The organism is Streptomyces sp. NPDC001604 (genome assembly GCF_042893475.1).
Taxonomy (GTDB): Bacteria; Actinomycetota; Actinomycetes; order Streptomycetales; family Streptomycetaceae; genus Streptomyces.
The window spans coordinates 835,316-861,357 of the sequence record NZ_JBIAUY010000001.1; the positions used below are offsets into that span (position 1 = coordinate 835,316).

Below are 26,042 nucleotides of genomic sequence, written 5' to 3' on the forward strand. Positions count from 1 at the left end.
GGGCCCCTTTTTACGTTCCGTTCACCTGCCGGACCTCATGTCCATGTCACCCTCCTTCTTGCCGCCTCCATTCAACCCGCGTAGATGGGAACCCCCACATGACGGCGACACGCACCCGCCGCTGGAAGTCGGTGGCCTGGGCCACCGCGGCCGTCCTGGTCGGCCTCACCACCCCGGCCCTGACCGCGACTCCGGCCGACGCCACGACGACCGACTACGACTCGACGTACTACAAGAACGCGATCGGCAAGACGGGCGCGAGCCTCAAGTCCTCCCTGCACACGATCATCAGCAGCCAGACGAAGATCTCGTACGACGCGGTCTGGAACGCCCTCAAGGTCACCGACCAGGACCCGAACAACAGCAACAACGTCATCCTGCTCTACAGCGGCGTCTCCCGCGCCAAGTCCCTGAGCGGCGGCGACACCGGCGACTGGAACCGCGAGCACGTATGGGCCAAGTCCCACGGCGACTTCGGCACCTCGACCGGCCCCGGCACCGACCTGCACCATCTGCGCCCGGCCGACGTCCAGGTCAACAGCATCCGCGGCAACCTGGACTTCGACAACGGCGGCAGCGCGGTCACGGGCGGCGGCGGCAGCAGGGTCGACTCCGACTCCTTCGAGCCGCGCGACGCGGACAAGGGCGACGTGGCCCGCATGATCCTCTACATGGCGGTCCGCTACGACGGGGGCGACGGCTTCCCCGACCTGGAGCCCGACGAGAAGGTCAACAACGGCAGCAACCCGTACATCGGCAAGCTCTCGGTCCTCAAGCAGTGGAACGACGAGGACCCGCCGAGCGCCTTCGAGGAGAAGCGCAACCAGGTCATCTACGACACCTACCAGCACAACCGGAACCCGTTCATCGACCACCCGGAGTGGGTGGACGCGATCTGGTAGGCCGGTGGCGTGGGGCGGGGCCGGTGAAATTCCGTGGCCCGGCGCGGCCGGCTCCGCCTAGGTTCGGCAGCATGGCTGCCGACGAGTGCTTCACGCATCCACAGCTTGCCGCGATCTACGACCGGCTGGACCCCGACCGCAGCGATCTCGACGCCTACGCCCGCATGGCGGAGGAATTCGGGGCCCGTCGGGTTCTGGACATCGGCTGCGGGACCGGGGTGTTCGCGCTCCTGCTTGCCGATCGCGGGATCGAGGTCGTCGGCTGCGATCCGGCCAGGGCATCCATCGACGTCGCCCGGGCCAAGCCGGGCGGCGAACGGGTGCGCTGGATCTGCGGTGATGCGACAGCGCTCCCGCCGCTGCAGGTCGACCTGGCGACCATGACGGCGAACGTCGCCCAGCAGATCGTCGACGCCCGGGAGTGGGAGGAGACGCTGAAGGGGGCGTACAGCGCGCTGCGACCGGGTGGCCGGCTGGTGTTCGAGACCCGGGATCCGGCCCGACGCGCCTGGGAGGAATGGAACCGCGAAGACTCCTACCGGGTGACGGAGACTGCGGGCGTCGGCGCGGTCGAGAGCTGGGTCCGACTGATCGAGGTGAGCGGGCCACTGGTGTCGTTCCGCTGGACCTATGTGTTCACCACGACCGGCCAGGTGCTGACGTCGGACTCAACGCTGCGTTTCCGCGAACGGCACGAGGTCGAGGCCGAGTTGGTCGCACAGGGGTACGTGGTGGAGGGCGTGCGCGAGGCACCCGACCGGCCGGGCAGGGAGTTCGTCTTCCTCGCACGACGTCCGTAGACCGGCCGCGCCCCGCAGTGCCCCGGTCAGTCCAGATGCGTCGCCGCGAACATCCTCAGCACCGCAGGCAGCACCACCACCGACGGCCCGGCTGAGGCCAGCGCCTTCGCGAGGTCCGTCTCCAGGGTCTCCGGCGTCGTACGCACCCCCGGCACCCCGAAGGACTCGGCGAGGGCCACATAGTCCGGCCGGGACAGCTCCGTCGCCGTCGCCTGGCCGAAGGCGTCGGTCATGTATTCGCGCAGGATGCCGTAGCCGCCGTCGTCGACGATCAGCCAGGTGACGTTCAGGTCGTACTGGCGGGCCGTCGCCAGCTCCGCGATCGAGTACAGGGCGCCGCCGTCACCCGACACCGCCAGCACCGGGCGGGTGGGGTCCGCCGCCGCTGCTCCCAGGGCCGCCGGGAAGCCGTAGCCGAGTCCGCCGGCGCCCTGGGCGGAGTGCAGGAGATTGGGTCCCTTGGCGTCGAAGGCCGACCAGGCCCAGTAGGCCAGGATCGTCATGTCCCAGAAGGACGGGGAGTCGGCGGGCAGCGCCCGGCGGACGGAGGCCAACACGTCCTGTTCCAGGGTCAGTTCCTGGGAGGCGATGCGTTCGGTGACCTTCGAGAGGACCGCCCTGACCCGCTCCGGTGCCGTGGGGTCCGTGCGCTCCGACACGGTTTCCAGCAGGGCCTGCAACGCCAGGCGGGCATCCGCGTGGATGCCCAGCGCCGGGTGGTTGGACTCCAGCTTGCCGAGGTCCGCCTCGATCTGGACGACCCGGCCGCGGGGCTTGAACGTGTGGTAGTTGGAGGAGAGTTCGCCCAGGCCCGAGCCGACCACCAGCAGGACGTCCGCGTCCTCCAGGAAGTCCGTGGTGTGCCGGTCCTCGATCCAGGACTGGAGGGACAGCGGGTGCTTCCAGGGGAAGGCGCCCTTGCCGCCCGGCGTCGTCACCACCGGCGCCTGCAAGACCTCCGCCAGCTGCCGCAGCTTGCCCGAGGCGTCCGCCCGTACCACTCCCCCGCCCGCGATGATCGCCGGGCGTTCGGCGCGGGAGAGCAGGTCGGCGGCGACGGCGGTCAGCTCGGGGCGCGGCACCAGGTCCTCCGGTGTCGCGTCCACTCCCGTCACCACCGGCAGCGAGGTCTGCGCCAGCAGTACGTCCTGCGGGATCTCCACCCACACCGGGCCGTGCGGGGCGGTCAGAGCCGACTTCCAGGCCGCCGCGATCGCGGACGGGATCTGGGACTGGGTGCGGACCGTGTGGACCGACTTGGCCACGCCCCGGAACGAGGCCGCCTGGTCCGGGAGTTCGTGCAGATAGCCGTGCCTGCCGCCGCCCAGCCCCGCCGTCGGGATCTGGCTGCTGATCGCCAGCACGGGCGCCGAGGCCGCGGCCGCTTCCTGCAGCGCGGCCAGGGACGTCAGGGCTCCCGGGCCGGTGGACAGGAGCAGCGGCGCCGCCTCGCCCGTGATCCGGCCGTACGCGTCCGCCGCGAACCCCGCGTTGTTCTCCACCCGCAGGCCCACATACCGCAGCGCCGACCGGCGCAGCGCGTCGAACATGCCCAGCGCGTGCTGGCCGGGCAGCCCGAAGACCGTCGTCGCGCCGAGCCCGGCGAGCGTCTCCACGACCAGGTCTCCGCCGTTGCGGCCGGGAGGAGGGTTGAGAGCGGCGGAGATCTGCGCCTCGGTCGGGCGGAGTTCCAGGTCGTGGTCGTGGGTCACTTGCCTTCGTTCCCCTTGTTCTCCGTGCGGGCCGCGGCGATCTGGCGGGACATGATCGTGGTCAGTTCGTACGCCGTGTGGGACGCGGCCACCGACGTGATCTCCGCGTGATCGTACGCGGGCGCCACCTCGACGACGTCCGCCGAGACCAGGTTGCAGGAGGCCAGGCCGCGCAGGATCTCCAGCAGCTCGCGGGAGGTCATGCCGCCCGCCTCCGGGGTGCCGGTGCCGGGCGCGTGGGCCGGGTCGAGGCAGTCGATGTCGATCGAGATGTACAGCGGGCGGTCGCCGATGCGCTGCCGCAGCTGGTCGGCGACCTCGTCGGCGCCCCGGCGGTAGACGTCCGCCGAGGTGACGATGCCGAAGCCCATCTTCTCGTCGTCGGTGAGGTCCTGCTTGCCGTAGAGCGGGCCGCGGATGCCGACGTGGGAGAGCGCCTCGGTGTCGAGGATGCCCTCCTCCACCGCCCGCCGGAACGGTGTGCCGTGCGTGTACTCGGCGCCGAAGTACGTGTCCCAGGTGTCGAGGTGGGCGTCGAAGTGGAGCAGCGCGACCGGGCCGTGCTTCTTCGCCACCGAGCGCAGGAGCGGCAGCGCGATGGTGTGGTCGCCGCCCAGGGTCATCAGGCGGGCGCCCGTGCCCAGCAGCTCGTCCGCCGCGGCCTCGACGGTCTCCACGGCCTCGTTGATGTTGAAGGGGTTCACCGCGATGTCCCCGCCGTCCGCGACCTGCGCCAGCGCGAACGGGGACGCGTCCTGCGCCGGGTTGTAGGGCCGCAGCAGCCGGGACGCCTCGCGGATCGCGTTGCCGCCGAAGCGGGCGCCCGGCCGGTACGAGACGCCCGAGTCGAACGGCACGCCCACCACGGCGACATCGGCGCGGCCGACCTCGTCGAGGCGGGGCAGCCGGGCGAAGGTCGCGGGTCCGGCGTACCGCGGGATGCGGGAGGAGTCGACGGGGCCGCGGGGCGTCTCGTTGCTGCTCATGGGCTGATGCCTTCTTTCCTACGCTTCATCGCGTATGGAGCGATAAGTACTGATTCTCGTACGACTCTACTGGGGAGCCGGGACCGGTTCGGACGCGAGTTCGGAGGACCGTCCCGCGAGACGCTCGCGCCAGGTGGCGAGGACACGCTCGTCCGTGGGCTTCGTCCCCAGGGAGACCGCCACATATGCGACGAGGGACGACAGAAGGCCGTAGTAGACGGGCTCGTTGGCGAGGATGCCGTAGCCGGCCATCAGGCCGATGACCGCGAGGCCACCGACGATCACCGAGGCGAGGGCGCCCTGCACGGTGCCGCGCTTCCACAGCAGCCCGCCGAGGATGGGCACGAGGAGCCCGCCGACCAGCAGGTTGTACGCCACCGTCAGCGCCTCGACGACGTTGTTGAGCGCGATCGCCGTGCCGATCACCGCGAGGCCCATGATCAGGATGAAGGCGCGGTTGCCCTTGACCTCGTCGTGCTCGCCGTCGGACCTGCGTACGGCTCCCCGCAGCCGCGACCAGATGTCGTTGTTGGCCACGGTCGCGCAGGCGATCAGCGCGCCGGACGAGGTCGACATCACGGCGGCGAGCGCGGCGGCCAGCACCAACCCCCGCACGCCGACCGGGAGTTCGTCCTTGACGATGGTCGCGAAGGCGTCGTCCGGGCTGCCCAGCTTCGGGTACAGCATCTTGGCGGCCGTACCGATGACGGCGCCGGCGAGGGCGTACGCCAGACAGTAGGTGCCCGCGACCGTGCCGCCCCACTTCGCCGTCGTGTCGCTGCGGGCGGTGAAGACGCGTTGCCAGATGTCCTGTCCGATGAGCATGCCGAACGTGTAGATCAGGACATAGGTGAAGATCGTCTCGCCGCCGATGCCCAGCGGGTCGAAGTACGACGTCGGCAGCTTGGCCTTCATCTCGGAGAAGCCGCCCGCCTTGACGACCGCGATGGGCAGCAGGAGCAGCAGCACGCCGATCGTCTTGACCACGAACTGCACCATGTCGGTGAGCGTGATCGACCACATGCCGCCGAGCGTCGAGTACGCGACCACGATCGAGCCGCCGAGGATGATCGCGACCGTGCGGTTCATGTCGAAGAGCACGTCGAAGATCGTGGCGTACGCGATGGTGGACGTCACCGCGAGCATGAGGGTGTACGCCCACATGACCACACCGGAGATGACGCCCGCGCGGCCGCCGTACCTGAGATCCAGCATCTCGGAGACGGTGTAGACCTTCAGTCGGGCGATGCGGGCGGAGAAGAAGACGGACAGGGCGAGCAGCCCGAGGCCGATGGTGAAGACCATCCAGGCGCCGGAGAGGCCGTACTGGTAGCCGAGGCCGACGCCGCCGATGGTGGACGCGCCGCCGAGGACGATCGCGGCCATGGTGCCGGAGTACATCGCGGGTCCGAGGCGGCGCCCCGCGACCAGGAACTCGCTCTTCGACCTGGCGCGGCGCATGCCCCACCAGCCCATGGCCAGCATTCCGGCCAGATAGACGACGATCACTGTGTAGTCGATGGCCACGGGGCCCTCCTTCGCTCGGTCTCGCCGGCGGGTGATGAGCACTGACACTAGGTGGCTGAAAAGCGACTGCGAAGTGTACGTTTCATCCATTCGAGCCGTACGGGATGGAGGGAGCGCACACCATGCCGGACTCCACGGCTCCCGCCACGCCACCCACGCCACCCGTGCCCCTTTCGGCACTCCTGGCCCGTGAGGACCTGGCCCTGCGGCAGATCGCGGGGCCGACCGATCCGGGCATCGTCATCCACTGGGCGCACACCTCGGAGATGGCCGACCCGTACCCGTATCTGCTGGGCGGGGAGCTGCTGCTGACCGCGGGGGTCCATGTCCCGGAGGCCGCCGGTTCCGGCACGTACTTCGACGACTACGTCTCGCGGATCGTCGCGGCGGGCGGCGCGGCCCTCGGCTTCGGCCTGGCCCCCGTGCACGACACGGTGCCGCGCGCCCTGGTGGCGGCGTGCGACGCGCACGAGCTGCCGCTCGTCGAGGTCCCTGAGCAGACCACGTTCTCCGGCATCGCCCGCGCGGTCTGGCAGCTGATGGCGCAGGCGCGCCTCGCCGAACTGCGCCGGGTGACGGAGGCCCAGCAGAGCCTCGCGGCGGCGGCCTCCCGCCCGGACCCGGTGCCGTCGGTGCTGCGGCAGCTGGCCCAGCGGGTGGGCGGCCGGGCGGTGCTGTACGGGCCGGAGGGCGCGGAGATCGCCTCCGCGGGGCGCCCGGCGGAGGCGACCGTCCCGGAGGCGCTGGCCCGGCTCGCGCAGGTCGTACGCCCCTCCGGTCCGGGGGCGCCCACCTCCGCCACCGACACGGCCGCCGGCACCCACCTCGCCGCCTACGCCCTCGGCGCCGGGCAGGGTTTCGTGCTCGGGGTCGCCGCGCCGCAGCGGGAACCCGGCGATCACACCATCGCCTCCGTGGCCGCGGTCCTGCTCTCCCTCCTCACCGGCGAGCACCAGAGCGGCACCGGGGCGGCACGGTCGTCCGCGCTGGTACGGCTGCTGCTGGGGGCGCCGCCGGCCGAGGTGGCCGCCCTCCTCGGGCCCGGCCCCTGGCTCGTGGTGCACGCCCGGCCGGATGCGCAGGCACCCGACCCGGTGGCCGCCTCGGCGTTGGGCGCGGCCCTCGGGTCACCGCTGGTCGACCTGGCCGACGACGTCGTCCGGGTCCTGGTGCCCGCCGGCCGCGAACCGGCCGCACAGCCGGGCTGGACGCTGGGCGTCAGCGCCGCCTCGGCCCCGTCCGGATGGCCGTCCGCCGACACCCAGGCCGCCCGCGCGCTGGCCCGCGCCCGCGCCACCCGCGCGGTGCTGGTCCGGCACGGCGACCGGGCGGGCCTCGCCGACCTGGTGCCGTCCGAGGAGGCCGCGGCCCACGCCCGTACGCTCCTAGCCCCGATCTCGGGCACCCCCGCGCTCGCCGAGACCCTGCGCACCTGGCTGTCCCTGCACGGCAGTTGGGACCGCACGGCCGTCGCCCTGTCCGTCCACCGCAACACGGTCCGCCAGCGCATCGCCCGCTGCGCCGCCCTCCTCGACACGGACCTGGACGACCCGGACGTCCGCATGGAGCTGTGGTTCGCGCTGCGGCGGCAGTAGGTACGACGGCAACAGGTACGGCGGCAGTGGGTACGCGGGCCCACGTCGCTGAGTACGTGACGCGCGTCCCAGCGTGCCGGACGCCAGGGAATCGCAGAGTCGGCTGCCTCACAATGGGTTTCATGCCGATACCCGGGACACCCAGCCGCGCCGAGCTCCTCGAGCACCTCGTGAAGACCCGCATCGCGGGCGACGTCGCCACCCCGCGCGAGAACAACCTCTCCCACTACCGCCAGCTCGCGAACGGCGTCCGCAACTTCTGGCTCGGGCTGGAACTCGGCGACCGGTGGACCGACGAGCAGGACGTGCTCGCGGTGATGGCGGAGCGGGTGGGTGTGAACGACGACCCCGAGTACCGGTACGGCCAGGACACCATCGACCCCGAGCTGACGGTGGGCGGTCTGGAGCGGATGGCGGCCCGGCTGCGCAAGGCGGCCGAGGGGCGGCAGCGGGTGCTGTTCGCGACCGGCCACCCGGGCGGCTTGCTCGACGTGCACCGCGCCACGGCCGCCGCCCTGCGCGCGGCCGGCTGCGAGATCGTGGTGATCCCGGAGGGGCTGCAGACGGACGAGGGGTATGTGTGGCAGCTCGCGGACGTGGCGGTCCTGGAGCACGGCGCCACCCTCTGGCACACGCACTCCGGTGAGCCGATGAAGGCCATCCTCACGGCACTCGAGGAGGAGGGCCGCCCGCTGCCGGACCTGGTCGTCGCCGACCACGGCTGGGCGGGCTACGCCGGCCAGCACGGCGTCGACTCCGTCGGCTACGCCGACTGCAACGACCCGGCGCTCTTCCTCGCCGAGGCCGAGGGCACCGTACAGGTGACGGTCCCGCTCGACGACCATGTGCCGAGCCCGCGCCACTACGACCCGATGACGGCGTATCTGCTGGCGGAGGCGGGCCTGTCCTGACGGTCCTGCTGTCCCGTCAGCGCGGGACCCGGACCAGCCCTTCCTGGATCACCGAGATGGCCAGCTGCCCGTCCTGCGTGTAGATCCGGGCCTGGCCGAGCCCGCGGCCGCCGTGGCTCGTGGGCGACTCCTGGTCGTAGAGCAGCCACTCGTCGGCCCTGAACGGCCGGTGGAACCACATGGCGTGGTCGAGCGAGGCGCCGACGACGTCGCCGACGGCCCAGCCGCCCCGGCCGTGCGCGAGCAGGATCGAGTCGAGCAGGGTCATGTCGGAGACGTAGGTGGCGAGGACGACGTGCAGCAGCGGGTCGTCGTCCAGCTTGCCGTTGGTGCGGAACCAGACCTGGCTGTGCGGTTCGCGCGGCTCGCCGAACTTCCCGTACGGCGGTTCCTCGACGTAGCGCAGGTCGACGGCCTCGCGGGCCTCCAGGAACTTCTCCACCACCGCGGGATCGAGGTGGTCGTAACCGCGCAGCCGCTCCTGGGAGGTGGGCAGCGTGGCCGGGTCGGGCGCGGGCGGCATCGGGGTCTGGTGGTCGAGGCCGTCCTCGTGGACCTGGAAGGACGCCGACAGCGCGAAGATCGGCCTGCCGTGCTGGACCGCGATCGCCCGGCGGGTGGTGAAGGAGCGGCCGTCACGGATGCGTTCGACCGTGTACACGATGGGCGCGCCCGGGTCGCCCGGCCGCAGGAAGTACGCGTGCAGGGAGTGGGCGTGCCGGTCCGCGGGGACCGTGCGCCCCGCGGCGACCAGCGCCTGGGCCGCGACCTGCCCGCCGAAGACGCGGGGGACGACGGCGGACCGGGACTGGCCGCGGAAGATGTTCTCCTCGATCTGCTCGAGGTCGAGCAGATCGAGGAGACCCTGTAGTGCCTGGCTCATGGCAGACAGTTGTACCCGCCAGTGATTTCTAGGGGTTTCCCGGGTCTTACAGGCCCATGTCCTTGGCGATGATCGTCTTCATGATCTCGCTGGTGCCGCCGTAGATGCGGTTGACCCGGTTGTCCGCGTACAGGCGGGCGATCGGGTACTCGTTCATGAAGCCGTAGCCGCCGTGCAGCTGGAGGCAGCGGTCGATCACGCGGTGGGCGACCTCGGTGCAGAACAGCTTGGCGGAGGCGGCCTCGGCGGGCGTCAGCTCACCGGCGTCGAGGGCCTCCAGGGCGCGGTCGGCGACGGCCTCGGCGGCGTCCACCTCGGCCTGGCAGGCGGCCAGCTCGAACTTGGTGTTCTGGAAGGACGCGACCGGCTTGCCGAAGACGGTGCGCTCCTGGACGTACTCCTTGGCGAACCGCACGGCGGCCTTGGCCTGCGCGTAGGCGCCGAAGGCGATGCCCCAGCGCTCGGAGGCGAGGTTGTGGCCCAGGTAGTAGAAGCCCTTGTTCTCCTCGCCGAGCAGGTCCTCGACCGGGACCTTCACGTCGACGAACGCCAGCTCGGCGGTGTCGGAGGTCTTCAGGCCCAGCTTGTCCAGCTTGCGGCCTATCGAGTAGCCCTCGGACTTGGTGTCCACGGCGAACAGGGAGATGCCGAAGCGGCGGTCCTCGGCGGTGGGCGCGGAGGTGCGGGCGCAGACGATCACACGGTCGGCGTGGACGCCACCGGTGATGAAGGTCTTGGCGCCGTTGAGGACGTAGTGCGTGCCGTCCTCGGAGAGCTTGGCAGTGGTCTTCATGCCCGCGAGGTCGGAGCCGGTGCCCGGCTCGGTCATCGCGAGGGCCCACATCTCCTCGCCGGAGACGAACTTCGGCAGGAAGCGCTTCTTCTGCTCGTCGGTGGCGAGCATCTTGATGTACGGCAGGCCGAGCAGCACGTGCACACCGGAGCCGCCGAACTGCACGCCCGCGCGCGCGGTCTCCTCGTACATCACGGCCTCGAACTTGTACGAGTCGATGCCGGCGCCGCCGTACTCCTCGTCCACGCGGATGCCGAAGATGCCGAGCTCGGCGAGCTTGTAGTAGAAGTCGCGCGGCGCCTGGCCGGCGGCGAACCACTCGTCGTAGACCGGGACGACCTCGGCCTCGATGAAGGCGCGCAGGGTCTCCCGGAACGCCTCGTGGTCCTCGTTGAACACCGTACGGCGCACCGCCGCCACCACCCTTCTCTGCGCCTGAACCGGCGCCGCTCTCGCGTACCTGGTTGCTCGCCGTCGGGGTTCCTCAATTGGGGGTTGCGGCCCACATGGCTAAGCGCTTGCTCAGACACCAAGGTACCGGCGGGTAAGGAGAGGCGTCCAGAGGAGATCCCGTAACGCTCGTCACTCCGCCGCGGCCGCAGCGAAGGCCCCCCGTGCCATCCGGTGCAGCAGCTCCGCCGTCGCCCCGCGGCCCGGCAGCGAGCCGGGGCGGCCCAGGTGCGGGGTCGAGTTCAGGAGGCCGAAGACCGAGTGCACGGCGGAGCGGGCGGCGGGTTCCGCGATGCCCGGATAGACCTTCCGCAGCACCTCCACCCACAGCTCGACGTACTGCCGCTGGAGCTGGCGCACCAGCTTGCGGTCGCTGTCCCGGAGGCGGTCCAGCTCGCGGTCGTGCAGGGTGATCAGGGGGCGGTCGTCGAGCGCGAAGTCGATGTGCCCTTCGATGAGCGAGTCGAGGACCGCGTCCGCGGGACCCCCGTCCACCTCCGCCACGCGCCGTTTGGCACCGGTCAGCAGCTGGCCGCTGATCCCGACCAGCAGCTCGGCGAGCATCGCGTCCTTGCCCGCGAAGTGGCGGTAGAGGCCGGGGCCGCTGATGCCGACGGCGGCACCTATCTCGTCGACTCCGACCCCGTGGAAACCGCGCTCGGCGAACAGCCGCGCGGCCTCCTTGAGGATCTGCTCGCGGCGGGTGGGGGCGTCGGTTCTGGTGGCCATGTAGGTAATTCTAGACAGGGAGGTTAGCGGTCGTTAACCTGAAGGAAATGGTTAACGCTCATTAACAGTCGACCACTGGGTGAGGGGACCGCAGGATGCACGAGGCACCGGAGCTGACGAGCGCGGCCGATCCCGCGTCGGAGGCCTGGCGGGCCAACGAGGCGGCGCACCGCGCGCTCGTCGAGGAGCTGCGCGGCAAGCTGGCCGCGGCGCGGCTCGGCGGCGGCGAGAAGGCGCGGGCCAGGCACACCGCGCGCGGGAAGCTGCTGCCGAGGGACCGGGTGGACACGCTGCTCGACCCGGGCTCACCGTTCCTGGAGCTGGCGCCGCTGGCCGCGGACGGGATGTATGAGGGAGCCGCCCCGGCCGCTGGGGTCATCGCGGGCATCGGGCGGGTCAGCGGGCGCGAGTGCGTGGTCGTCGCCAATGACGCCACCGTCAAGGGCGGGACGTACTACCCGATGACGGTGAAGAAGCACCTGCGCGCCCAGGAGGTGGCCCTGGAGAACCGGCTGCCGTGCATCTACCTGGTCGACTCCGGGGGTGCCTTCCTGCCCATGCAGGACGAGGTCTTCCCGGACCGGGAGCACTTCGGGCGGATCTTCTACAACCAGGCGCGGATGTCCGGGGCGGGGATCCCGCAGATCGCCGCGGTCCTGGGGTCCTGCACGGCCGGCGGGGCGTATGTCCCGGCGATGAGCGACGAGGCGGTCATCGTCCGGGGCCAGGGGACCATCTTCCTGGGCGGGCCACCCCTGGTGAAGGCCGCCACCGGTGAAGTGGTGACCGCCGAGGAACTGGGCGGGGGCGAGGTGCACTCCCGGGTCTCCGGTGTGACGGACCACCTGGCGGAGGACGACGCACACGCGCTCAGGATCGTGCGGAACATCGCCGCCACGCTCCCCGCGCGCGGGCCGCTGCCCTGGGAGGTCACGGCAGCCGTGGAGCCCAAGGTGGATCCGTACGGCCTCTACGGCGCGGTGCCGGTCGATCCCCGCACTCCCTACGACGTCCGCGAGATCATCGCGCGCGTGGTCGACGGCTCCCGTTTCGCCGAGTTCAAGGCGGAGTTCGGGCAGACCCTGGTCACCGGCTTCGCCCGGATCCACGGCCATCCGGTCGGGATCGTCGCCAACAACGGCATCCTGTTCTCCGAGTCCGCCCAGAAGGGCGCCCACTTCATCGAGCTGTGCGACCAGCGCGGCATTCCGCTGCTGTTCCTGCAGAACATCTCCGGCTTCATGGTCGGCAAGGACTACGAGGCGGGCGGCATCGCCAAGCACGGCGCGAAGATGGTCACCGCCGTGGCCTGCACGCGCGTACCGAAGCTGACGGTCGTGGTCGGCGGCTCGTACGGCGCGGGCAACTACTCGATGTGCGGACGGGCCTACTCCCCCCGTTTCCTGTGGATGTGGCCCGGCGCCAAGATCTCCGTCATGGGCGGCGAGCAGGCCGCCTCCGTCCTCGCGACCGTCAAGCGGGACCAACTGGAGGCCCAGGGCCAGGACTGGCCGGCGGAGGACGAGGAGGCCTTCAAGGCGCCGATCCGGCAGCAGTACGAGCGCCAGGGCAACGCCTACTACGCCACCGCGCGGCTCTGGGACGACGGCGTGATCGACCCGCTGGAGACCAGGCAGGTGCTGGGTCTCGCGCTGACCGCATGCGCCAACGCGCCGCTGGGCGAGCCCCAGTTCGGCGTCTTCCGGATGTGAGGAGGGGACCCATGTTCGACACAGTGCTCGTGGCCAACCGGGGTGAGATCGCCGTCCGCGTGATCCGTACGCTCCGCTCGCTGGGCGTGCGCTCGGTGGCCGTCTTCTCCGACGCCGACGCCGACGCACGGCACGTCCGGGAGGCCGACACGGCCGTACGGATCGGTCCGGCGCCCGCGGCCGAGAGCTATCTGTCGGTGGAGCGGCTGCTGGAGGCCGCCGCCCGCACCGGCGCGCAGGCGGTGCACCCCGGATACGGCTTCCTCGCGGAGAACGCCGGCTTCGCGCGCGCGTGCGCCGACGCCGGGCTCGTCTTCATCGGGCCGCCCGCGGAGGCCATCTCCCTCATGGGCGACAAGATCCGCGCCAAGGAGACGGTGAAGGCGGCCGGGGTGCCGGTCGTGCCGGGTTCCAGCGGCAGCGGGCTCTCCGACTCCGAACTCGCGGGCGCCGCCCGGGAGATCGGGATGCCGGTGCTGCTGAAGCCGTCGGCCGGCGGTGGCGGCAAGGGCATGCGGCTGGTGCGGGACGCGGAGCGGCTGGCGGACGAGATCGCCGCCGCCCGCCGCGAGGCCCGGGCCTCCTTCGGCGACGACACGCTCCTCGTGGAGCGCTGGGTGGACCGGCCACGGCACATCGAGATCCAGGTGCTGGCGGACGGCCACGGGAACGTGGTGCACCTGGGCGAGCGCGAGTGCTCGCTGCAGCGCCGGCACCAGAAGATCATCGAGGAGGCGCCCAGCGTGCTCCTCGACGAGGAGACCCGGGCCGCGATGGGTGAGGCGGCGGTCCAGGCGGCCCGCTCGTGCGGGTACCGGGGCGCGGGCACGGTGGAGTTCATCGTGCCGGGCGGGGACCCCTCCTCGTACTACTTCATGGAGATGAACACCCGGCTCCAGGTCGAGCACCCGGTGACCGAGCTGATCACAGGACTCGACCTGGTGGAGTGGCAGCTGCGGGTGGCGGCGGGTGAGCAACTGCCGTACAAGCAGGACGACATCACGCTGACCGGGCACGCGATCGAGGCACGCGTGTGTGCCGAAACCGTGTCCATCAGAGAGGGCGCGCGAGGGTTCCTCCCCTCCGGCGGCACCGTGCTGCTGCTGCGCGAGCCGCAGGGCGACGGCATCCGCACCGACTCCGGGCTGAGCGAGGGCACGGAGGTCGGTTCGCTGTACGACCCGATGCTGTCCAAGGTGATCGCGTACGGGCCGGACCGGGAGACGGCGATCCGGAAGCTGCGGACCGCCCTCGCGGAGACGGTGACGCTGGGCGTGCAGACCAACGCCGGGTTCCTGCGGCGGCTGCTGGGCCATCCGGCCGTTGTCGCGGGCGAGTTGGACACCGGCTTGGTGGAGCGGGAGGTGGACGGCCTCGTCTCCACGGACGTACCGGAGGAGGTGTACGAGGCGGCGGCGGCCGTACGGCTGGCGGCCATGGAGCCGCGCGGGGAGGGCTGGACCGATCCGTTCTCCGTGCCGAGCGGCTGGCGGCTGGGCGGGACGCCGAAGCCCGTCGCCTTCCACCTGCGGGTGCAGGACCCCGTGGAGTACGTGCCGCGCGGCACGCACACCCTCACCGACGACACCGTCTCCGTCACCCTCGACGGCGTCCGGCACACCTTCCACCGTGCCGCCGACTGGATCAGCCGCGACGGCGACGCCTGGCATGTGCGCGACCACGACCCGGTGGCCGCGTCCCTCACGGGTGCGCGGCATGCGGGCGCCGACTCGCTCACCGCGCCCATGCCCGGCACGGTCACGGTGGTGAAGGTCGCCGTCGGTGACGAGGTGAGCGCAGGTCAGAGCCTGCTCGTCGTGGAGGCGATGAAGATGGAGCACGTCATCTCCGCCCCGCACGCCGGCACGGTCGCCGAACTGGACGTCACCCCGGGCACGACGGTCGCCATGGACCAGGTGCTCGCGGTCATCACACCGGCCGGGAACTCGGCGGAGGAGGAGAAATGACGCTGCCCATGGCCGTACCGGCTCCCGGTCTGCCGGCCCGCGTCCGCATCCACGAGGTCGGCGCGCGTGACGGCCTGCAGAACGAGAAGTCGACGGTGCCGACGGAGGTGAAGGCGGAGTTCGTCCGCCGCCTGGCCGACGCGGGGCTCACGACGATCGAGGCGACGAGCTTCGTCCACCCCAAGTGGGTGCCCCAACTCGCCGACGCCGAACAGTTGTTCCCGCAGATCAGCGATCTCCCGGTGGACCTCCCGGTCCTCGTCCCGAACGAACGCGGCCTGGATCGCGCCCTGGCGCTCGGCGCCGGTCGCGTCGCGGTGTTCGCCAGCGCCACGGAGTCCTTCGCCAAGGCCAACCTCAACCGCACGGTGGACGAGGCGCTGGCCATGTTCGAGCCGGTGGTGGCCCGCGCCAAGGACCGGCAGGTCCATGTCCGCGGCTACCTCTCCATGTGCTTCGGCGACCCCTGGGAGGGAGCCGTCCCGATCCCCCAGGTGGTCCGGGTCTGCAGGGCCCTGCTGGACATGGGCTGCGACGAACTGAGCCTCGGCGACACGATCGGGGTCGCGACGCCGGGCCACGTACGCGCCCTGCTGACCGACCTGGACGTCCCCGTCGAGAAGGTGGGCGTCCACTTCCACGACACCTACGGCCAGGCCCTCGCCAACACCCTGGCCGCCCTCCAGTACGGCGTCACCACGGTCGACGCCTCCGCCGGCGGACTCGGCGGCTGCCCTTACGCCAAGTCCGCCACCGGCAATCTCGCCACCGAAGACCTCGTGTGGATGCTTCAGGGACTCGGCATCGACACCGGAGTCGACCTCGGCCGCCTCGTCGCCACCAGCGTGTGGATGGCCGAACAACTGGGCCGACCCAGCCCGTCCCGCACCGTCCGAGCCCTCTCCCACCAGGAGCAGTGATCACAGCCATGGACTACCGACTCTCACCCGAGCTGGAGGAACTCCGCCGCACCGTCGAGGAGTTCGCACACGACGTCGTGGCTCCCAAGATCGGCGAGTTCTACGAGCACCACGAGTTCCCCTACGAGATCGTCCGCGAGATGGGCCGCATGGGCCTGTTCGGCCTGCCGTTCCCCGAGGAGTACGGCGGCATGGGCGGCGACTATCTGGCGCTGGGCGTGGCGCTGGAGGAGCTGGCCCGGGTGGACTCGTCCGTGGCCATCACCCTGGAGGCCGGTGTCTCCCTGGGCGCCATGCCGATCCATCTCTTCGGCACCGAGGAACAGAAGCAGGAGTGGCTGCCGCGCCTGTGCTCGGGCGAGATCCTCGGCGCGTTCGGCCTGACCGAGCCGGACGGCGGCAGCGACGCCGGAGCCACCCGTACGACGGCCCGGCTGGACGAGGAGACGGACGAATGGGTGATCAACGGCACCAAGTGCTTCATCACCAACTCGGGCACCGACATCACGGGCCTGGTGACGGTGACGGCGGTGACCGGCCGGAAGCCGGACGGCAAACCGCTGATCTCCTCGATCATCGTCCCGTCCGGCACCCCGGGCTTCACGGTGGCGGCCCCGTACTCGAAGGTCGGCTGGAACGCCTCGGACACCCGTGAGCTGTCCTTCTCGGACGTCCGCGTCCCGGCGGCCAACCTGCTGGGCGAGAAGGGCCGCGGTTACGCCCAGTTCCTGCGCATCCTCGACGAGGGCCGCATCGCCATCGCCGCGCTCGCGACCGGGCTCGCCCAGGGCTGCGTGGACGAGTCCGTGAAGTACGCGAAGGAGCGCCAGGCCTTCGGCCGTCCCATCGGCGCCAACCAGGCCATCCAGTTCAAGATCGCCGACATGGAGATGAAGGCCCACACCGCCCGCCTTGCCTGGCGCGACGCGGCCGCCCGGCTGGTGAGCGGCGCCCCCTTCAAGAAGGAGGCCGCGCTCGCCAAGCTCCACTCCTCCACCGTCGCCGTCGACAACGCGCGCGAGGCCACCCAGATCCACGGCGGCTACGGCTTCATGAACGAGTACCCGGTGGCCCGTATGTGGCGCGACTCCAAGATCCTGGAGATCGGCGAGGGCACCAGCGAGGTCCAACGCATGCTGATCGCAAGGGAGTTGGGACTGGCCGGCTGACCGCAGCCATGGCCCCACGGCTCCGGCCCACAGGCTGCTGACGACTCGGGCCCGGAACGCCCGCACCCCTGGACATCTAGTGAGGTTAGGCTAACCTACCTTCGAAGTTGTCCGGCGGGCGTTGCCGTCCGGCGGGCGTTCCGCCCCGTTCGAAAGCAGCCACAGCATGTCCAACGCCAGAGCCACCCATCCGACCCGACGCGGCATCCTCGCCGCGGGCGGCGCCCTCGGCCTCGGGGCCGTGCTCGCGGCCTGCGGCGACGGCGACGCGAAAAGCGGCGGCTCCGGCAACGGGACGACCGCCGCCAAGTCCGCCCCCTGGTCCTTCAAGGACGACCGCGGCACGACCGTGAAGCTCGACCAGGTGCCCGCGAACATCGTCGCGTTCACCGGTGTCGCCGCCGCGCTCTTCGACTACGGCATCAGCGTCAAGGGCGTCTTCGGCCCGACGAAGACCGCGGACGGCAAGCCCGACGTCCAGGCCGGCGACATGGACATCAGCAAGGTCACGATCCTCGGCAACGTCTGGGACCAGTTCAACGTCGAGAAGTACGCGGCCCTCGCGCCCGACGTGCTCATCTCCACGATGTTCGACGACGCCGGCACCCTCTGGTACGTCCCCGAGGCCTCCAAGGACAAGATCGCCAAGCTGGCTCCCAGCGTCGGCATCTCCGTCTACGACCGCCTGCTGACCGAGCCGCTGCAGCGCATGTGGGCGCTCGCGGAGTCGCTCGGCGCGGACATGACGGCGGCCAAGGTCACCGAGGCGAAGAAGAAGTTCGAGGCGGCCGCGGCCCGGCTGCGCAAGGCCGCGAAGGCCAGGCCCGACATCAAGGTGCTGGCCGGTTCCGCGAGCGACGCGCTCTTCTATGTCTCGGGCACGAACCTCTCGATCGACCTGGAGTACTTCAAGTCGCTCGGCGTGAACTTCGTCGAACCGCCGGAGAAGGCGAAGGCCAAGGGGGGTGGCTGGTTCGAGTCGCTGAGCTGGGAGAACGTCGACAAGTACCAGGCCGACGTGATCATGATGGACGATCGGTCCTCGACCATTCAGCCGGCCGACATCACCAAGGCGACGTGGAAGAAGCTGCCGGCGGTGAAGGCTGGGCAGGTCATTTCCCGCTCCCCTGAGCCGATTCTGTCCTACGACAAGTGCACGCCGCTTCTGACGAACCTCGCTGAGGCGTTGGAGAAGGCGAAGAAGGTCAGCTGAACGCTGGAGGCCGTGGGTATCTGCGGGTCCGTTGTGGCTGATCGCGCCCATGCGGCGGAGCCGCATATCGATGCAGCCCCGCACCCCTGAGGCCCGGTGCACATCCGCCCGCTTACGACTTGACGGCAACTCAGGAGCCGATATGACCACCGCCGTAGCCGCCCCGTTCCGTTTCTTCTCCCTCCAGGTCGTACGGACGGGGCGGCTCGGCCCGTCTCTGGTCCGGGTGACCCTCGCGGGGGAGGACCTGCAGTACTTCTTCTCCGACGGACGCGATCAGTCCCTGTCCCTCTTCCTGCCGCACCCCGGCCAGAGCGAGCCCGTCGTGCCGTACGAGCTAGGGGACGGCTGGTGGCAGGCGTGGCGTGAACTGCCCGACGGGGTACGGGCGGTGATGCGGTCGTACACACTGCGGAGCCTGCGCCACGACCCCGACGAGATCGACATCGACTTCGTGCTGCACACCCCGGCGGGTCCCGCCTCGCGGTGGGCCGCGCGGGCCGCTGCCGGTGATCGTGTCGTGGTGCTCGGACCCGCGGTCGCGGACAACCGGGCGATCCGTTTCCGGCCGCCCACGGACACCGATCTGACGCTGATCTGGGGGGACGAGACCGCCCTTCCGGCCGTGTCGGCCATCCTCGAGTCGCTGCCGGCCGGCGCCCGCACCCGGGTCTGGCTGGAGGTGCACGACGCAGGGAACATCCAGGACCTGGTGACCGCGGCCGACGCCGAGATCACCTGGCTGGTCCGGGACGCAGGCGCCGTCGAGGGGTCCCCCATGGCCCTCGACGCCCTGCGTACCGACCGACTGCCGCCCGCCGAGCACCCGTACGCCTGGATCGCGGGCGAGAGCGGAAGCGTGAAGCAGCTGCGGCGGCATCTCGTCCAGGAGCGTGGCATCGACCGGCGGCGGGTCACCTTCGTCGGCTACTGGCGACGGGGCCTGAGCGAGGAGCAGTTGCGCGAACAGGAGTGACGGCGGTCACGGGAGGGACGGGATCAGACCCGAGCGACTTAGGTTAGGCTTACCTAAGTTAATCGAAGCAGGCCGGCCGCTTCGTCTCTCACCCTCACCCGCACGGACCGTCCCCACCGGAGGACCCCAATGCGCTCGCACCTGCTCAATGACCTGACCGCGGAGCACTACCGCCGCTCCGTGACCGAAGGAGTCGAGCGGGTGGCGGCCAAACTCGCCACCACCGACCGTCCGTTCACCGGTGTCACCGCCGACGCCCTCGCTCCCCGGATCGACGCCATCGACCTCGACCGGCCACTGGGCGACACCGGCGCGGTCCTGGACGAGCTGGAGGACGTCTACCTCCGCGACGCGATCTACTTCCACCACCCGCGCTATCTCGCCCATCTCAACTGCCCGGTCGTCATCCCGGCGGTGCTCGGCGAGGCCGTCCTGTCCGCCGTCAACTCCTCCCTGGACACCTGGGACCAGTCGGCCGGCGGCACCCTGATCGAGCGCAGGCTCATCGACTGGACGACCGCCCGCATCGGCCTCGGCCCCGCCGCGGACGGGGTGTTCACCTCCGGCGGCACCCAGTCCAACCTGCAGGCGCTGCTGCTGGCCCGCGAGGAAGCCAAGCCAGGGCGGGCAGGGTGGGAAGAAGGGGCCACGCTCGCCGGACTGCGTGTCTTCGCCTCCGAGGCCAGCCACTTCAGCGTGCAGAAGTCCGCGAAACTGCTCGGCCTCGGCCAGGACGCGGTGGTCTCGATCCCCGTCGACCACGACAAGCGGATGCAGACCGTCGCCCTCGCCCGTGAGCTGGAGCGCTGCAGGAGGGACGGCCTGGTCCCGATGGCCGTCGTCGCCACCGCGGGCACCACCGACTTCGGCTCCATCGACCCGCTGCCGGAGATCGCCGAGCTGTGCGAGCAGTTCGGCGCCTGGCTGCACGTGGATGCGGCGTACGGCTGCGGGCTGCTCGCCTCGCTCAGGTACCGGGACCGCATCCTGGGCATCGAGCGTGCCGACTCGGTCACCGTCGACTACCACAAGTCCTTCTTCCAGCCGGTGAGTTCGTCCGCCGTGCTGGTCCGGGACGCCTCGACCCTGCGCCACGCCACCTACCACGCCGAGTACCTCAACCCGCGCCGTACGGTCACCGAGCGCATCCCCAACCAGGTCGACAAGTCCCTGCAGACCACCCGCCGCTTCGACGCCCTCAAGCTGTGGATGACGCTGCGCGTGATGGGCGCCGACGGCATCGGCGAACTCTTCGACGAGGTGTGCGACCTGGCGCAGGAAGGCTGGCAGCTCCTCGCCGCCGACCCCCGCTTCGACGTGGTCGTCCGGCCGTCCCTGTCCACCCTCGTCTTCCGCTACATCCCGGCCGCCGTCACCGATCCGGCCGAGATCGACCGCGCCAACCTGTACGCCCGGGGGGCCCTGTTCGCCTCCGGTGACGCGGTCGTCGCGGGCACCAAGGTGGGCGGCCGCCACTACCTGAAGTTCACCCTGCTCAACCCCGAGACGAGGACCGACGACATCGCCGCCGTCCTGGACCTGATAGCCGGCCACGCCGAGCAGTACCTGGGAGAGTCCCTTGACCGCGCGTCCTGAAAACCCGATCGGAACCCATGACTTCGTGGCGATCGGGCTCGGCCCCTTCAACCTCGGCCTGGCCTGTCTGACCGAGCCGATCGCCGAGCTCGACGGGGTCTTCCTGGAGTCGAAGCCGGACTTCGAGTGGCACGCGGGCATGTTCCTGGACGGCGCCCATCTCCAGACCCCGTTCCTGTCGGACCTGGTCACCCTCGCCGACCCGACCTCGCCCTACTCCTTCCTCAACTACCTGAAGGAGAAGGGCCGGCTGTACTCGTTCTACATCCGCGAGAACTTCTACCCGCTGCGCGTCGAGTACGACGACTACTGCCGCTGGGCCGCGAACAAGCTGAGCAGTGTCCGCTTCAGCACGACGGTCACCGAGGTCACGTACGACGAAGAGACGGAGAGCTACCTCGTACGCACCGAGGACGGAGACGTGTACCGCGCCCGCCACCTCGTCCTCGGCACGGGCACCCCGCCGCACATCCCCGAGCCCTGCCGGGACCTGGGCGGCGACTTCATCCACAACTCCCGCTATCTGCAGCACAAGGCGGAGCTTCAGCGCAAGGAGTCGATCACGCTGGTCGGCAGCGGGCAGTCCGCCGCCGAGATCTACCACGACCTGCTGAGCGAGATCGACGTCCACGGCTACCGGCTGAACTGGGTCACCCGCTCCCCGCGGTTCTTCCCCCTCGAATACACCAAGCTCACCCTGGAGATGACCTCCCCCGAGTACATCGACTACTACCGGGAGCTGCCGGAGGCCACCCGCTACCGGCTCACGGCCGAGCAGAAGGGCCTGTTCAAGGGCATCGACGGCGATCTGATCAACGAGATCTTCGATCTGCTCTACCAGAAGAACCTCGGCGGCCCCGTGCCCACCCGCCTGCTCACCAACTCCGCGCTGACCGGCGCGCGTCACGAGAACGGCACGTACACGCTCTCCTTCCGCCAGGAGGAGCAGGAGAAGGACTACGAGATCGAGTCCGAGGGACTGATCCTGGCCACCGGCTACAGGTACGCCGAGCCGGAGTTCCTGAAGCCCGTACGCGACCGGCTGCTCTACGACGCGCACGGCAACTTCGACGTCGCCCGCAACTACTCCATCGACACCACGGGCCGGGGCGTCTTCCTGCAGAACGCCGGCGTGCACACCCACAGCATCACCAGCCCCGACCTGGGCATGGGCGCCTACCGCAACAGCTACATCATCCGCGAGCTGCTCGGCACCGAGTACTACCCGGTCGAGAAGACCATCGCGTTCCAGGAGTTCACCGCATGAGCCCGACGACCTTCACCTTCCGCCCCCTCGACCCGCTGACCGACGCCGAACTCCTGCACGGCTGGGTCACCCACCCCAAGGCCGCGTTCTGGATGATGCAGGACGCAAAGCTGGAGGACGTCGAGCGCGCCTACATGGAGATCGCGGCCGACGAGCACCATCACGCGCTGCTCGGGCTCGACAGGGACGGCGAACCCGCCTTCCTGATGGAGTACTACGACCCCGCCCACCGCGAACTGGTCGGCCTGTACGAGCCGCAGCCGGGCGACATCGGCATGCACTTCCTGACCCCCGCCACCGACACGCCCGTGCACGGCTTCACCAGGGCCGTCATCACCGCCGTGATGGCGCGCCTCTTCGAGGACCCGGCGGTGCGACGCGTCGTCGTCGAGCCGGACGTCTCCAACACGGCCGTCCACGCCCTGAACGAGGCCGTCGGCTTCGTGCCCGAACGCGAGATCGAGAAGCCGGAGAAGAAAGCGTTGCTGAGCCTCTGCACACGTGAGCAGTTCGAGAACGCGGTGGTGCCGGTATGACCCTCGCCGACACCGTCGCCCACCTCTCCCCCGAACGCTGGGAGCAGGCCAACCGCCTCCTGGTCCGCAAGGCCCTCGCCGAGTTCGCCCACGAGCGCCTGATCACGCCGGAAGCCACCGACGGAAAAGGGTACGTCGTCCGCAGCGACGACGGCCTGACCCGCTACCGCTTCACCGCCACGCGCCGCGCCCTCGACCACTGGCAGATCGACGCCGACTCGATCACCCGCCATCGCGACGGCACCGAACTCCCCCTCGCCGCCCTGGACTTCTTCATCGAGCTGAAGACAGCGCTGGGCCTGAGCGACGAGATCCTCCCCGTCTACCTGGAGGAGATCTCCTCCACCCTCTCCGGCACCTGCTACAAGCTCACCAAGCCGCGGATCCCGGTCGCCGAGCTGGTGAAAAGCTCCTTCCAGGACATCGAGACCGGTATGACCGAGGGCCACCCCTGCTTCGTCGCCAACAACGGACGGCTCGGCTTCGGCATCCACGAGTACCTGTCGTACGCCCCCGAGACCGCGAGCCCGGTCCGGCTGGTGTGGCTGGCCGCGCACCGGTCACGCGCCGCCTTCACGGCGGGAGTCGGGATCGAGTACGAGACCTTCGTACGGGAGGAGCTGGGCGAGCGGACCGTCGAGCGGTTCCACGGCATCCTGCGCGAGCAGGACCTGGACCCCGCCGACTACCTCCTCATCCCCGTCCATCCCTGGCAGTGGTGGAACAAGCTCGCCGTCACCTTCGCCGCCGAGATCGCCCGCCGGCACCTGGTGTGCCTGGGCGAGGGCGACGACGAGTACCTGGCCCAGCAGTCCATCCGGACCTTCTTCAACAGCTCGCACCCCGAGAAGCACTATGTGAAGACCGCCCTGTCGGTCCTCAACATGGGCTTCATGCGCGGACTGTCGGCCGCCTACATGGAGGCCACCCCCGCCATCAACGACTGGCTGGCCCAGCTCATCGAGGGCGACCCGGTGCTGAAGTCCACCGGCCTGTCGATCATCCGCGAGCGTGCCGCCGTCGGCTATCGGCACCTGGAGTACGAGAAGGCCACCAACCGCTACTCGCCGTACCGCAAGATGCTCGCGGCACTGTGGCGGGAAAGCCCGGTCCCCGGCCTCCGGGACGGCGAGTCGCTCGCCACCATGGCCTCCCTCCTCCACGTCGACCACGAGGGCGCGTCCTTCGCAGGCGCGCTGATCGAGCAGTCGGGACTGGCGCCGGCCGAGTGGCTGCGGCACTACCTGCGGGCGTACTTCACGCCGCTCCTGCACAGCTTCTACGCCTACGACCTGGTCTACATGCCGCACGGCGAGAACGTGATCCTGGTCCTGAAGGACGGGGTCGTGCAGCGGGCGATCTACAAGGACATCGCCGAGGAGATCGCCGTCATGGACCCGGACGCGGTGCTGCCGCCGGCGGTCGAGCGGCTGCGCGTGGACGTCCCGGAGGACAAGAAACTCCTGTCGGTCTTCACGGACGTCTTCGACTGCTTCTTCCGCTTCCTCGCCGCGAACCTCGCCGCCGAGGGAATCCTGGAGGAGGACGACTTCTGGCGGACGGTCGCGGAGATCACCCGCGAGTACCAGGCATCGGTGCCCGAACTCACCGAGAAGTTCCAGCGGTACGACATGTTCGCCCCGGAGTTCGCACTCTCCTGCCTCAACCGGCTCCAACTGCGCAACAACCGGCAGATGGTCGACCTGGCGGATCCGGCGGGCGCCCTCCAACTGATCGGAACCCTCAAGAATCCCGTCGCGGGGTTCTGATCAGCTGGACGGGCGCCCCTTTTGGGGCGCGGGGCTGTATCAATCTGCGGCTCCGCCGCGCGGGCGCGACCAGCCCCCACCGGCCGTCAGACGAATCACCACGAAACCTCCGGCGACCGGTAATAGCCGATCCCCAGCGCATCCCACCGCGCAGCCTGCGCAGCAAGCCGCACCTTGTAGGCGTCCCAGTCATGCGTCGACGCAGGCGACCAGCCGAGCTCGGCCGCCCCGGCCAACCGCGGGAACACCATCTGGTCGATGTCGGCGTCCGTCACGATCGTCTCGGTCCACAGCGGCGCCTCGACGCCCCTGATCGCCGAACCGGGCACTCCGGCGAGGTAGTTGCCGGGATCCCAGTCGTACGAACGCTTCACCTCGACCAGGCCGGCCCAGTCCTGCCCGAGCGGGGTGTCCTCGGTGTACTTCATGTCGAGGTAGATCCGGTCGGCGGGCGAGAGGATCAGCCCGGTCCCGTTCTGAGCGGCCTTCACGACCTGCGCCTTCTCCGCCGCGTCGGTGTCGTCCAGACCCCAGTACTGGGCGATCGCCCCCTTCGCCGGGTGCGCGCCGGTGATCTGGTGCCAGGCGATCACCGTCTTGCCGTACTCGGCGACGACCGGCTGCACCCGGTCCATGAACTTCACATAGTCCTCGTGGCTGGTGGAGTGCGCCTCGTCGCCGCCGATGTGGAGATAGCGGCCGGGCGTGATCGCGGCCAGCTCACGGATGACGTCGTCCACGAAGTCGTATGTGACGTCCTTGCCGACGCACAGGGAGCTGAAGCCGACGTCGGTGCCGGTGTACAGCGGGGGCGCCGTGCCGTTGCAGTTCAGGTCGGCGTACGAGGCGAGGGCCGCGTTGGTGTGGCCGGGCATGTCGATCTCGGGGACGACCTCCAGGTAGCGGGAGGCGGCGTACCGGACGATCTCCTGGTAGTCGGCCTTGGTGTAGTGGCCGCCCCGGCCGCCGCCCACCTCCGTCGAGCCGCCGTAGGTCGCGAGCCGCGGCCAGGAGTCGACGGCGATGCGCCAGCCCTGGTCGTCGCTGAGGTGCAGATGCAGTTCGTTGATCTTGTAGAGCGCCAACTCGTCGATGTAGCGCTTCACTTGGGCCACGGTGAAGAAGTGGCGGGAGACGTCGAGCATCGCGCCGCGGTAGGCGTAGCGCGGGCTGTCCTTGATCGTGCCGCCCGCCACCAGCCACGGCCCGGGCTGTACGGACTTCTTCTCCACCGCGGGCGGCAGCAACTGGCGCAGGGTCTGGACGCCGTGGAAGAGGCCGGCGGGCTCCGTGGCGGTGATGGTGATGCCGGCTTCCGAGCTGTCCAGGCGGTAGCCCTCCGCCCCCAGCCCGCCCTTCGGCTGCCTCTCCAACCGGAGTTGGATGCCGCCGCGGCCCGAGTGGACCAGGGGCAGCCGGTAGCCCGTCGACGGGCGCAGGATGTCCGCGAGGTACTCGCCGATCCGGCCCACCCGCGGGGAGTCGTCGACGCGGATGGCGGTGGCGCCGGTGATGCGGTACGGGGAGCCCCAGGGCTTGACCGATGCGGGTGCCGGGACCACCCGGTCGAGCGGGGTCGGGCTCACTTTCGTCGGCATGGTCGCTCCTACCGTGAAGGTGCCGGCCGCC

The 26,042-nt window shown here is 70.3% G+C and carries 21 protein-coding genes; 14 read left to right on the forward strand and 7 right to left on the reverse strand.

The annotated features are described in order from the left end of the window. Positions 1-98: 98 nt before the first annotated feature. Both ACFY1E_RS03815 and ACFY1E_RS03820 read left to right on the forward strand, forming a co-directional pair. Positions 99-902, forward strand: coding sequence for an endonuclease I family protein (locus ACFY1E_RS03815; protein ID WP_389071002.1), 804 nt, complete (start codon positions 99-101; stop codon positions 900-902). Between the two features lie 71 nt (positions 903-973). Continuing rightward, the gene (locus tag ACFY1E_RS03820; protein ID WP_389071004.1) at positions 974-1,702 is read left to right on the forward strand and encodes a class I SAM-dependent methyltransferase; all 729 of its coding nucleotides are present in this window, start codon (positions 974-976) and stop codon (positions 1,700-1,702) included. A gap of 26 nt (positions 1,703-1,728) precedes the next feature. On the opposite strand, the gene ACFY1E_RS03825 is transcribed toward ACFY1E_RS03820, so the two are convergent. The 3 genes from ACFY1E_RS03825 to ACFY1E_RS03835 all read right to left on the reverse strand — a co-directional run bounded on the left by ACFY1E_RS03825 (position 1,729) and on the right by ACFY1E_RS03835 (position 5,927). After that, positions 1,729-3,414, reverse strand: a complete 1,686-nt coding sequence (locus tag ACFY1E_RS03825) for a thiamine pyrophosphate-binding protein (protein ID WP_389071006.1) — start codon at positions 3,412-3,414, stop codon at positions 1,729-1,731. Further along, positions 3,411-4,400, reverse strand: a complete 990-nt coding sequence (gene speB, locus ACFY1E_RS03830) for an agmatinase (protein ID WP_389071008.1) — start codon at positions 4,398-4,400, stop codon at positions 3,411-3,413. The genes ACFY1E_RS03825 and speB overlap by 4 nt, the downstream gene beginning before the upstream one ends. Positions 4,401-4,466: 66 nt before the next feature. Next, entirely contained in the window at positions 4,467-5,927 is a 1,461-nt protein-coding gene (locus ACFY1E_RS03835; RefSeq protein ID WP_389071011.1) for a sodium:solute symporter, read from the reverse strand. Between the two features lie 122 nt (positions 5,928-6,049). Here ACFY1E_RS03835 and ACFY1E_RS03840 point away from each other — a divergent pair, with 122 nt between their 5' ends. Both ACFY1E_RS03840 and ACFY1E_RS03845 read left to right on the forward strand, forming a co-directional pair. Beyond that, entirely contained in the window at positions 6,050-7,522 is a 1,473-nt protein-coding gene (locus ACFY1E_RS03840) for a PucR family transcriptional regulator ligand-binding domain-containing protein (protein WP_389071012.1), read from the forward strand. Positions 7,523-7,644: 122 nt separating this feature from the next. Continuing rightward, positions 7,645-8,433, forward strand: coding sequence for a phosphatase (locus tag ACFY1E_RS03845; protein WP_389071014.1), 789 nt, complete (start codon positions 7,645-7,647; stop codon positions 8,431-8,433). A gap of 16 nt (positions 8,434-8,449) precedes the next feature. Here ACFY1E_RS03845 and ACFY1E_RS03850 read toward each other — a convergent pair whose 3' ends face one another. The 3 genes from ACFY1E_RS03850 to ACFY1E_RS03860 form a co-directional block, all read right to left on the reverse strand. Beyond that, positions 8,450-9,316, reverse strand: coding sequence for an acyl-CoA thioesterase (locus ACFY1E_RS03850; protein ID WP_389071017.1), 867 nt, complete (start codon positions 9,314-9,316; stop codon positions 8,450-8,452). 46 nt (positions 9,317-9,362) lie between these two features. Further along, positions 9,363-10,520, reverse strand: coding sequence for an acyl-CoA dehydrogenase family protein (locus ACFY1E_RS03855; protein WP_389071020.1), 1,158 nt, complete (start codon positions 10,518-10,520; stop codon positions 9,363-9,365). 171 nt (positions 10,521-10,691) lie between these two features. Then, complete coding sequence (locus ACFY1E_RS03860; RefSeq protein ID WP_389071023.1) at positions 10,692-11,288, reverse strand: TetR/AcrR family transcriptional regulator; 597 nt, start codon at positions 11,286-11,288, stop codon at positions 10,692-10,694. Between the two features lie 95 nt (positions 11,289-11,383). On the opposite strand from ACFY1E_RS03860, the gene ACFY1E_RS03865 reads away from it, so the two are divergent. From ACFY1E_RS03865 to ACFY1E_RS03910, 10 genes are all read left to right on the forward strand, one after another. After that, positions 11,384-13,000: a carboxyl transferase domain-containing protein gene (locus tag ACFY1E_RS03865; protein ID WP_389071025.1), complete on the forward strand. Its 1,617-nt coding sequence runs from the start codon at positions 11,384-11,386 to the stop codon at positions 12,998-13,000. An 11-nt stretch (positions 13,001-13,011) separates the two neighbouring features. Continuing rightward, positions 13,012-14,967: an acetyl/propionyl/methylcrotonyl-CoA carboxylase subunit alpha gene (locus ACFY1E_RS03870; protein WP_389071028.1), complete on the forward strand. Its 1,956-nt coding sequence runs from the start codon at positions 13,012-13,014 to the stop codon at positions 14,965-14,967. Further along, positions 14,964-15,887 (forward strand): hydroxymethylglutaryl-CoA lyase, encoded by a 924-nt coding sequence (locus tag ACFY1E_RS03875; RefSeq protein ID WP_389071030.1) that lies wholly within the window; start codon positions 14,964-14,966, stop codon positions 15,885-15,887. The genes ACFY1E_RS03870 and ACFY1E_RS03875 overlap by 4 nt, the downstream gene beginning before the upstream one ends. An 8-nt stretch (positions 15,888-15,895) precedes the next feature. Next, positions 15,896-17,056, forward strand: coding sequence for an acyl-CoA dehydrogenase family protein (locus ACFY1E_RS03880; RefSeq protein WP_389071032.1), 1,161 nt, complete (start codon positions 15,896-15,898; stop codon positions 17,054-17,056). 166 nt (positions 17,057-17,222) lie between these two features. Next, positions 17,223-18,269, forward strand: a complete 1,047-nt coding sequence (locus ACFY1E_RS03885) for an ABC transporter substrate-binding protein (RefSeq protein WP_389071034.1) — start codon at positions 17,223-17,225, stop codon at positions 18,267-18,269. Positions 18,270-18,411: 142 nt separating this feature from the next. Then, the gene (locus ACFY1E_RS03890) at positions 18,412-19,245 is read left to right on the forward strand and encodes a siderophore-interacting protein (protein ID WP_389071037.1); all 834 of its coding nucleotides are present in this window, start codon (positions 18,412-18,414) and stop codon (positions 19,243-19,245) included. A 129-nt stretch (positions 19,246-19,374) separates the two neighbouring features. Continuing rightward, positions 19,375-20,841 (forward strand): lysine decarboxylase DesA, encoded by a 1,467-nt coding sequence (gene desA, locus ACFY1E_RS03895; protein ID WP_389071039.1) that lies wholly within the window; start codon positions 19,375-19,377, stop codon positions 20,839-20,841. Then, positions 20,825-22,108, forward strand: a complete 1,284-nt coding sequence (locus tag ACFY1E_RS03900) for a lysine N(6)-hydroxylase/L-ornithine N(5)-oxygenase family protein (RefSeq protein ID WP_389071041.1) — start codon at positions 20,825-20,827, stop codon at positions 22,106-22,108. Before desA ends, ACFY1E_RS03900 begins: the two co-directional genes overlap by 17 nt. Next, a complete protein-coding gene (locus tag ACFY1E_RS03905; RefSeq protein ID WP_389071043.1) occupies positions 22,105-22,644 on the forward strand; it encodes a GNAT family N-acetyltransferase in 540 nt (179 codons plus the stop codon). Before ACFY1E_RS03900 ends, ACFY1E_RS03905 begins: the two co-directional genes overlap by 4 nt. Next, the gene (locus ACFY1E_RS03910) at positions 22,641-24,413 is read left to right on the forward strand and encodes an IucA/IucC family protein (RefSeq protein ID WP_389071046.1); all 1,773 of its coding nucleotides are present in this window, start codon (positions 22,641-22,643) and stop codon (positions 24,411-24,413) included. Before ACFY1E_RS03905 ends, ACFY1E_RS03910 begins: the two co-directional genes overlap by 4 nt. A gap of 95 nt (positions 24,414-24,508) precedes the next feature. On the opposite strand, the gene ACFY1E_RS03915 is transcribed toward ACFY1E_RS03910, so the two are convergent. Then, positions 24,509-26,011, reverse strand: a complete 1,503-nt coding sequence (locus ACFY1E_RS03915; protein ID WP_389071048.1) for a beta-N-acetylhexosaminidase — start codon at positions 26,009-26,011, stop codon at positions 24,509-24,511. Positions 26,012-26,042 lie beyond the last annotated feature (31 nt).

Excerpts from the sequence above, each read along its gene's own strand:
- ACFY1E_RS03815 (WP_389071002.1), top strand. The coding sequence starts at position 99 with ATGACGGCGACACGCACCCGCCGCTGGAAGTCGGTGGCCTGGGCCACC.
- ACFY1E_RS03820 (WP_389071004.1), top strand. The coding sequence starts at position 974 with ATGGCTGCCGACGAGTGCTTCACGCATCCACAGCTTGCCGCGATCTAC.
- speB (WP_389071008.1), bottom strand. The coding sequence starts at position 4,400 with ATGAGCAGCAACGAGACGCCCCGCGGCCCCGTCGACTCCTCCCGCATC.
- ACFY1E_RS03840 (WP_389071012.1), top strand. The coding sequence starts at position 6,050 with ATGCCGGACTCCACGGCTCCCGCCACGCCACCCACGCCACCCGTGCCC.
- ACFY1E_RS03845 (WP_389071014.1), top strand. The coding sequence starts at position 7,645 with ATGCCGATACCCGGGACACCCAGCCGCGCCGAGCTCCTCGAGCACCTC.
- ACFY1E_RS03850 (WP_389071017.1), bottom strand. The coding sequence starts at position 9,316 with ATGAGCCAGGCACTACAGGGTCTCCTCGATCTGCTCGACCTCGAGCAG.
- ACFY1E_RS03860 (WP_389071023.1), bottom strand. The coding sequence starts at position 11,288 with ATGGCCACCAGAACCGACGCCCCCACCCGCCGCGAGCAGATCCTCAAG.
- ACFY1E_RS03865 (WP_389071025.1), top strand. The coding sequence starts at position 11,384 with ATGCACGAGGCACCGGAGCTGACGAGCGCGGCCGATCCCGCGTCGGAG.
- ACFY1E_RS03870 (WP_389071028.1), top strand. The coding sequence starts at position 13,012 with ATGTTCGACACAGTGCTCGTGGCCAACCGGGGTGAGATCGCCGTCCGC.
- ACFY1E_RS03875 (WP_389071030.1), top strand. The coding sequence starts at position 14,964 with ATGACGCTGCCCATGGCCGTACCGGCTCCCGGTCTGCCGGCCCGCGTC.
- ACFY1E_RS03880 (WP_389071032.1), top strand. The coding sequence starts at position 15,896 with ATGGACTACCGACTCTCACCCGAGCTGGAGGAACTCCGCCGCACCGTC.
- ACFY1E_RS03885 (WP_389071034.1), top strand. The coding sequence starts at position 17,223 with ATGTCCAACGCCAGAGCCACCCATCCGACCCGACGCGGCATCCTCGCC.
- ACFY1E_RS03890 (WP_389071037.1), top strand. The coding sequence starts at position 18,412 with ATGACCACCGCCGTAGCCGCCCCGTTCCGTTTCTTCTCCCTCCAGGTC.
- desA (WP_389071039.1), top strand. The coding sequence starts at position 19,375 with ATGCGCTCGCACCTGCTCAATGACCTGACCGCGGAGCACTACCGCCGC.
- ACFY1E_RS03905 (WP_389071043.1), top strand. The coding sequence starts at position 22,105 with ATGAGCCCGACGACCTTCACCTTCCGCCCCCTCGACCCGCTGACCGAC.
- ACFY1E_RS03910 (WP_389071046.1), top strand. The coding sequence starts at position 22,641 with ATGACCCTCGCCGACACCGTCGCCCACCTCTCCCCCGAACGCTGGGAG.
- ACFY1E_RS03915 (WP_389071048.1), bottom strand. The coding sequence starts at position 26,011 with ATGCCGACGAAAGTGAGCCCGACCCCGCTCGACCGGGTGGTCCCGGCA.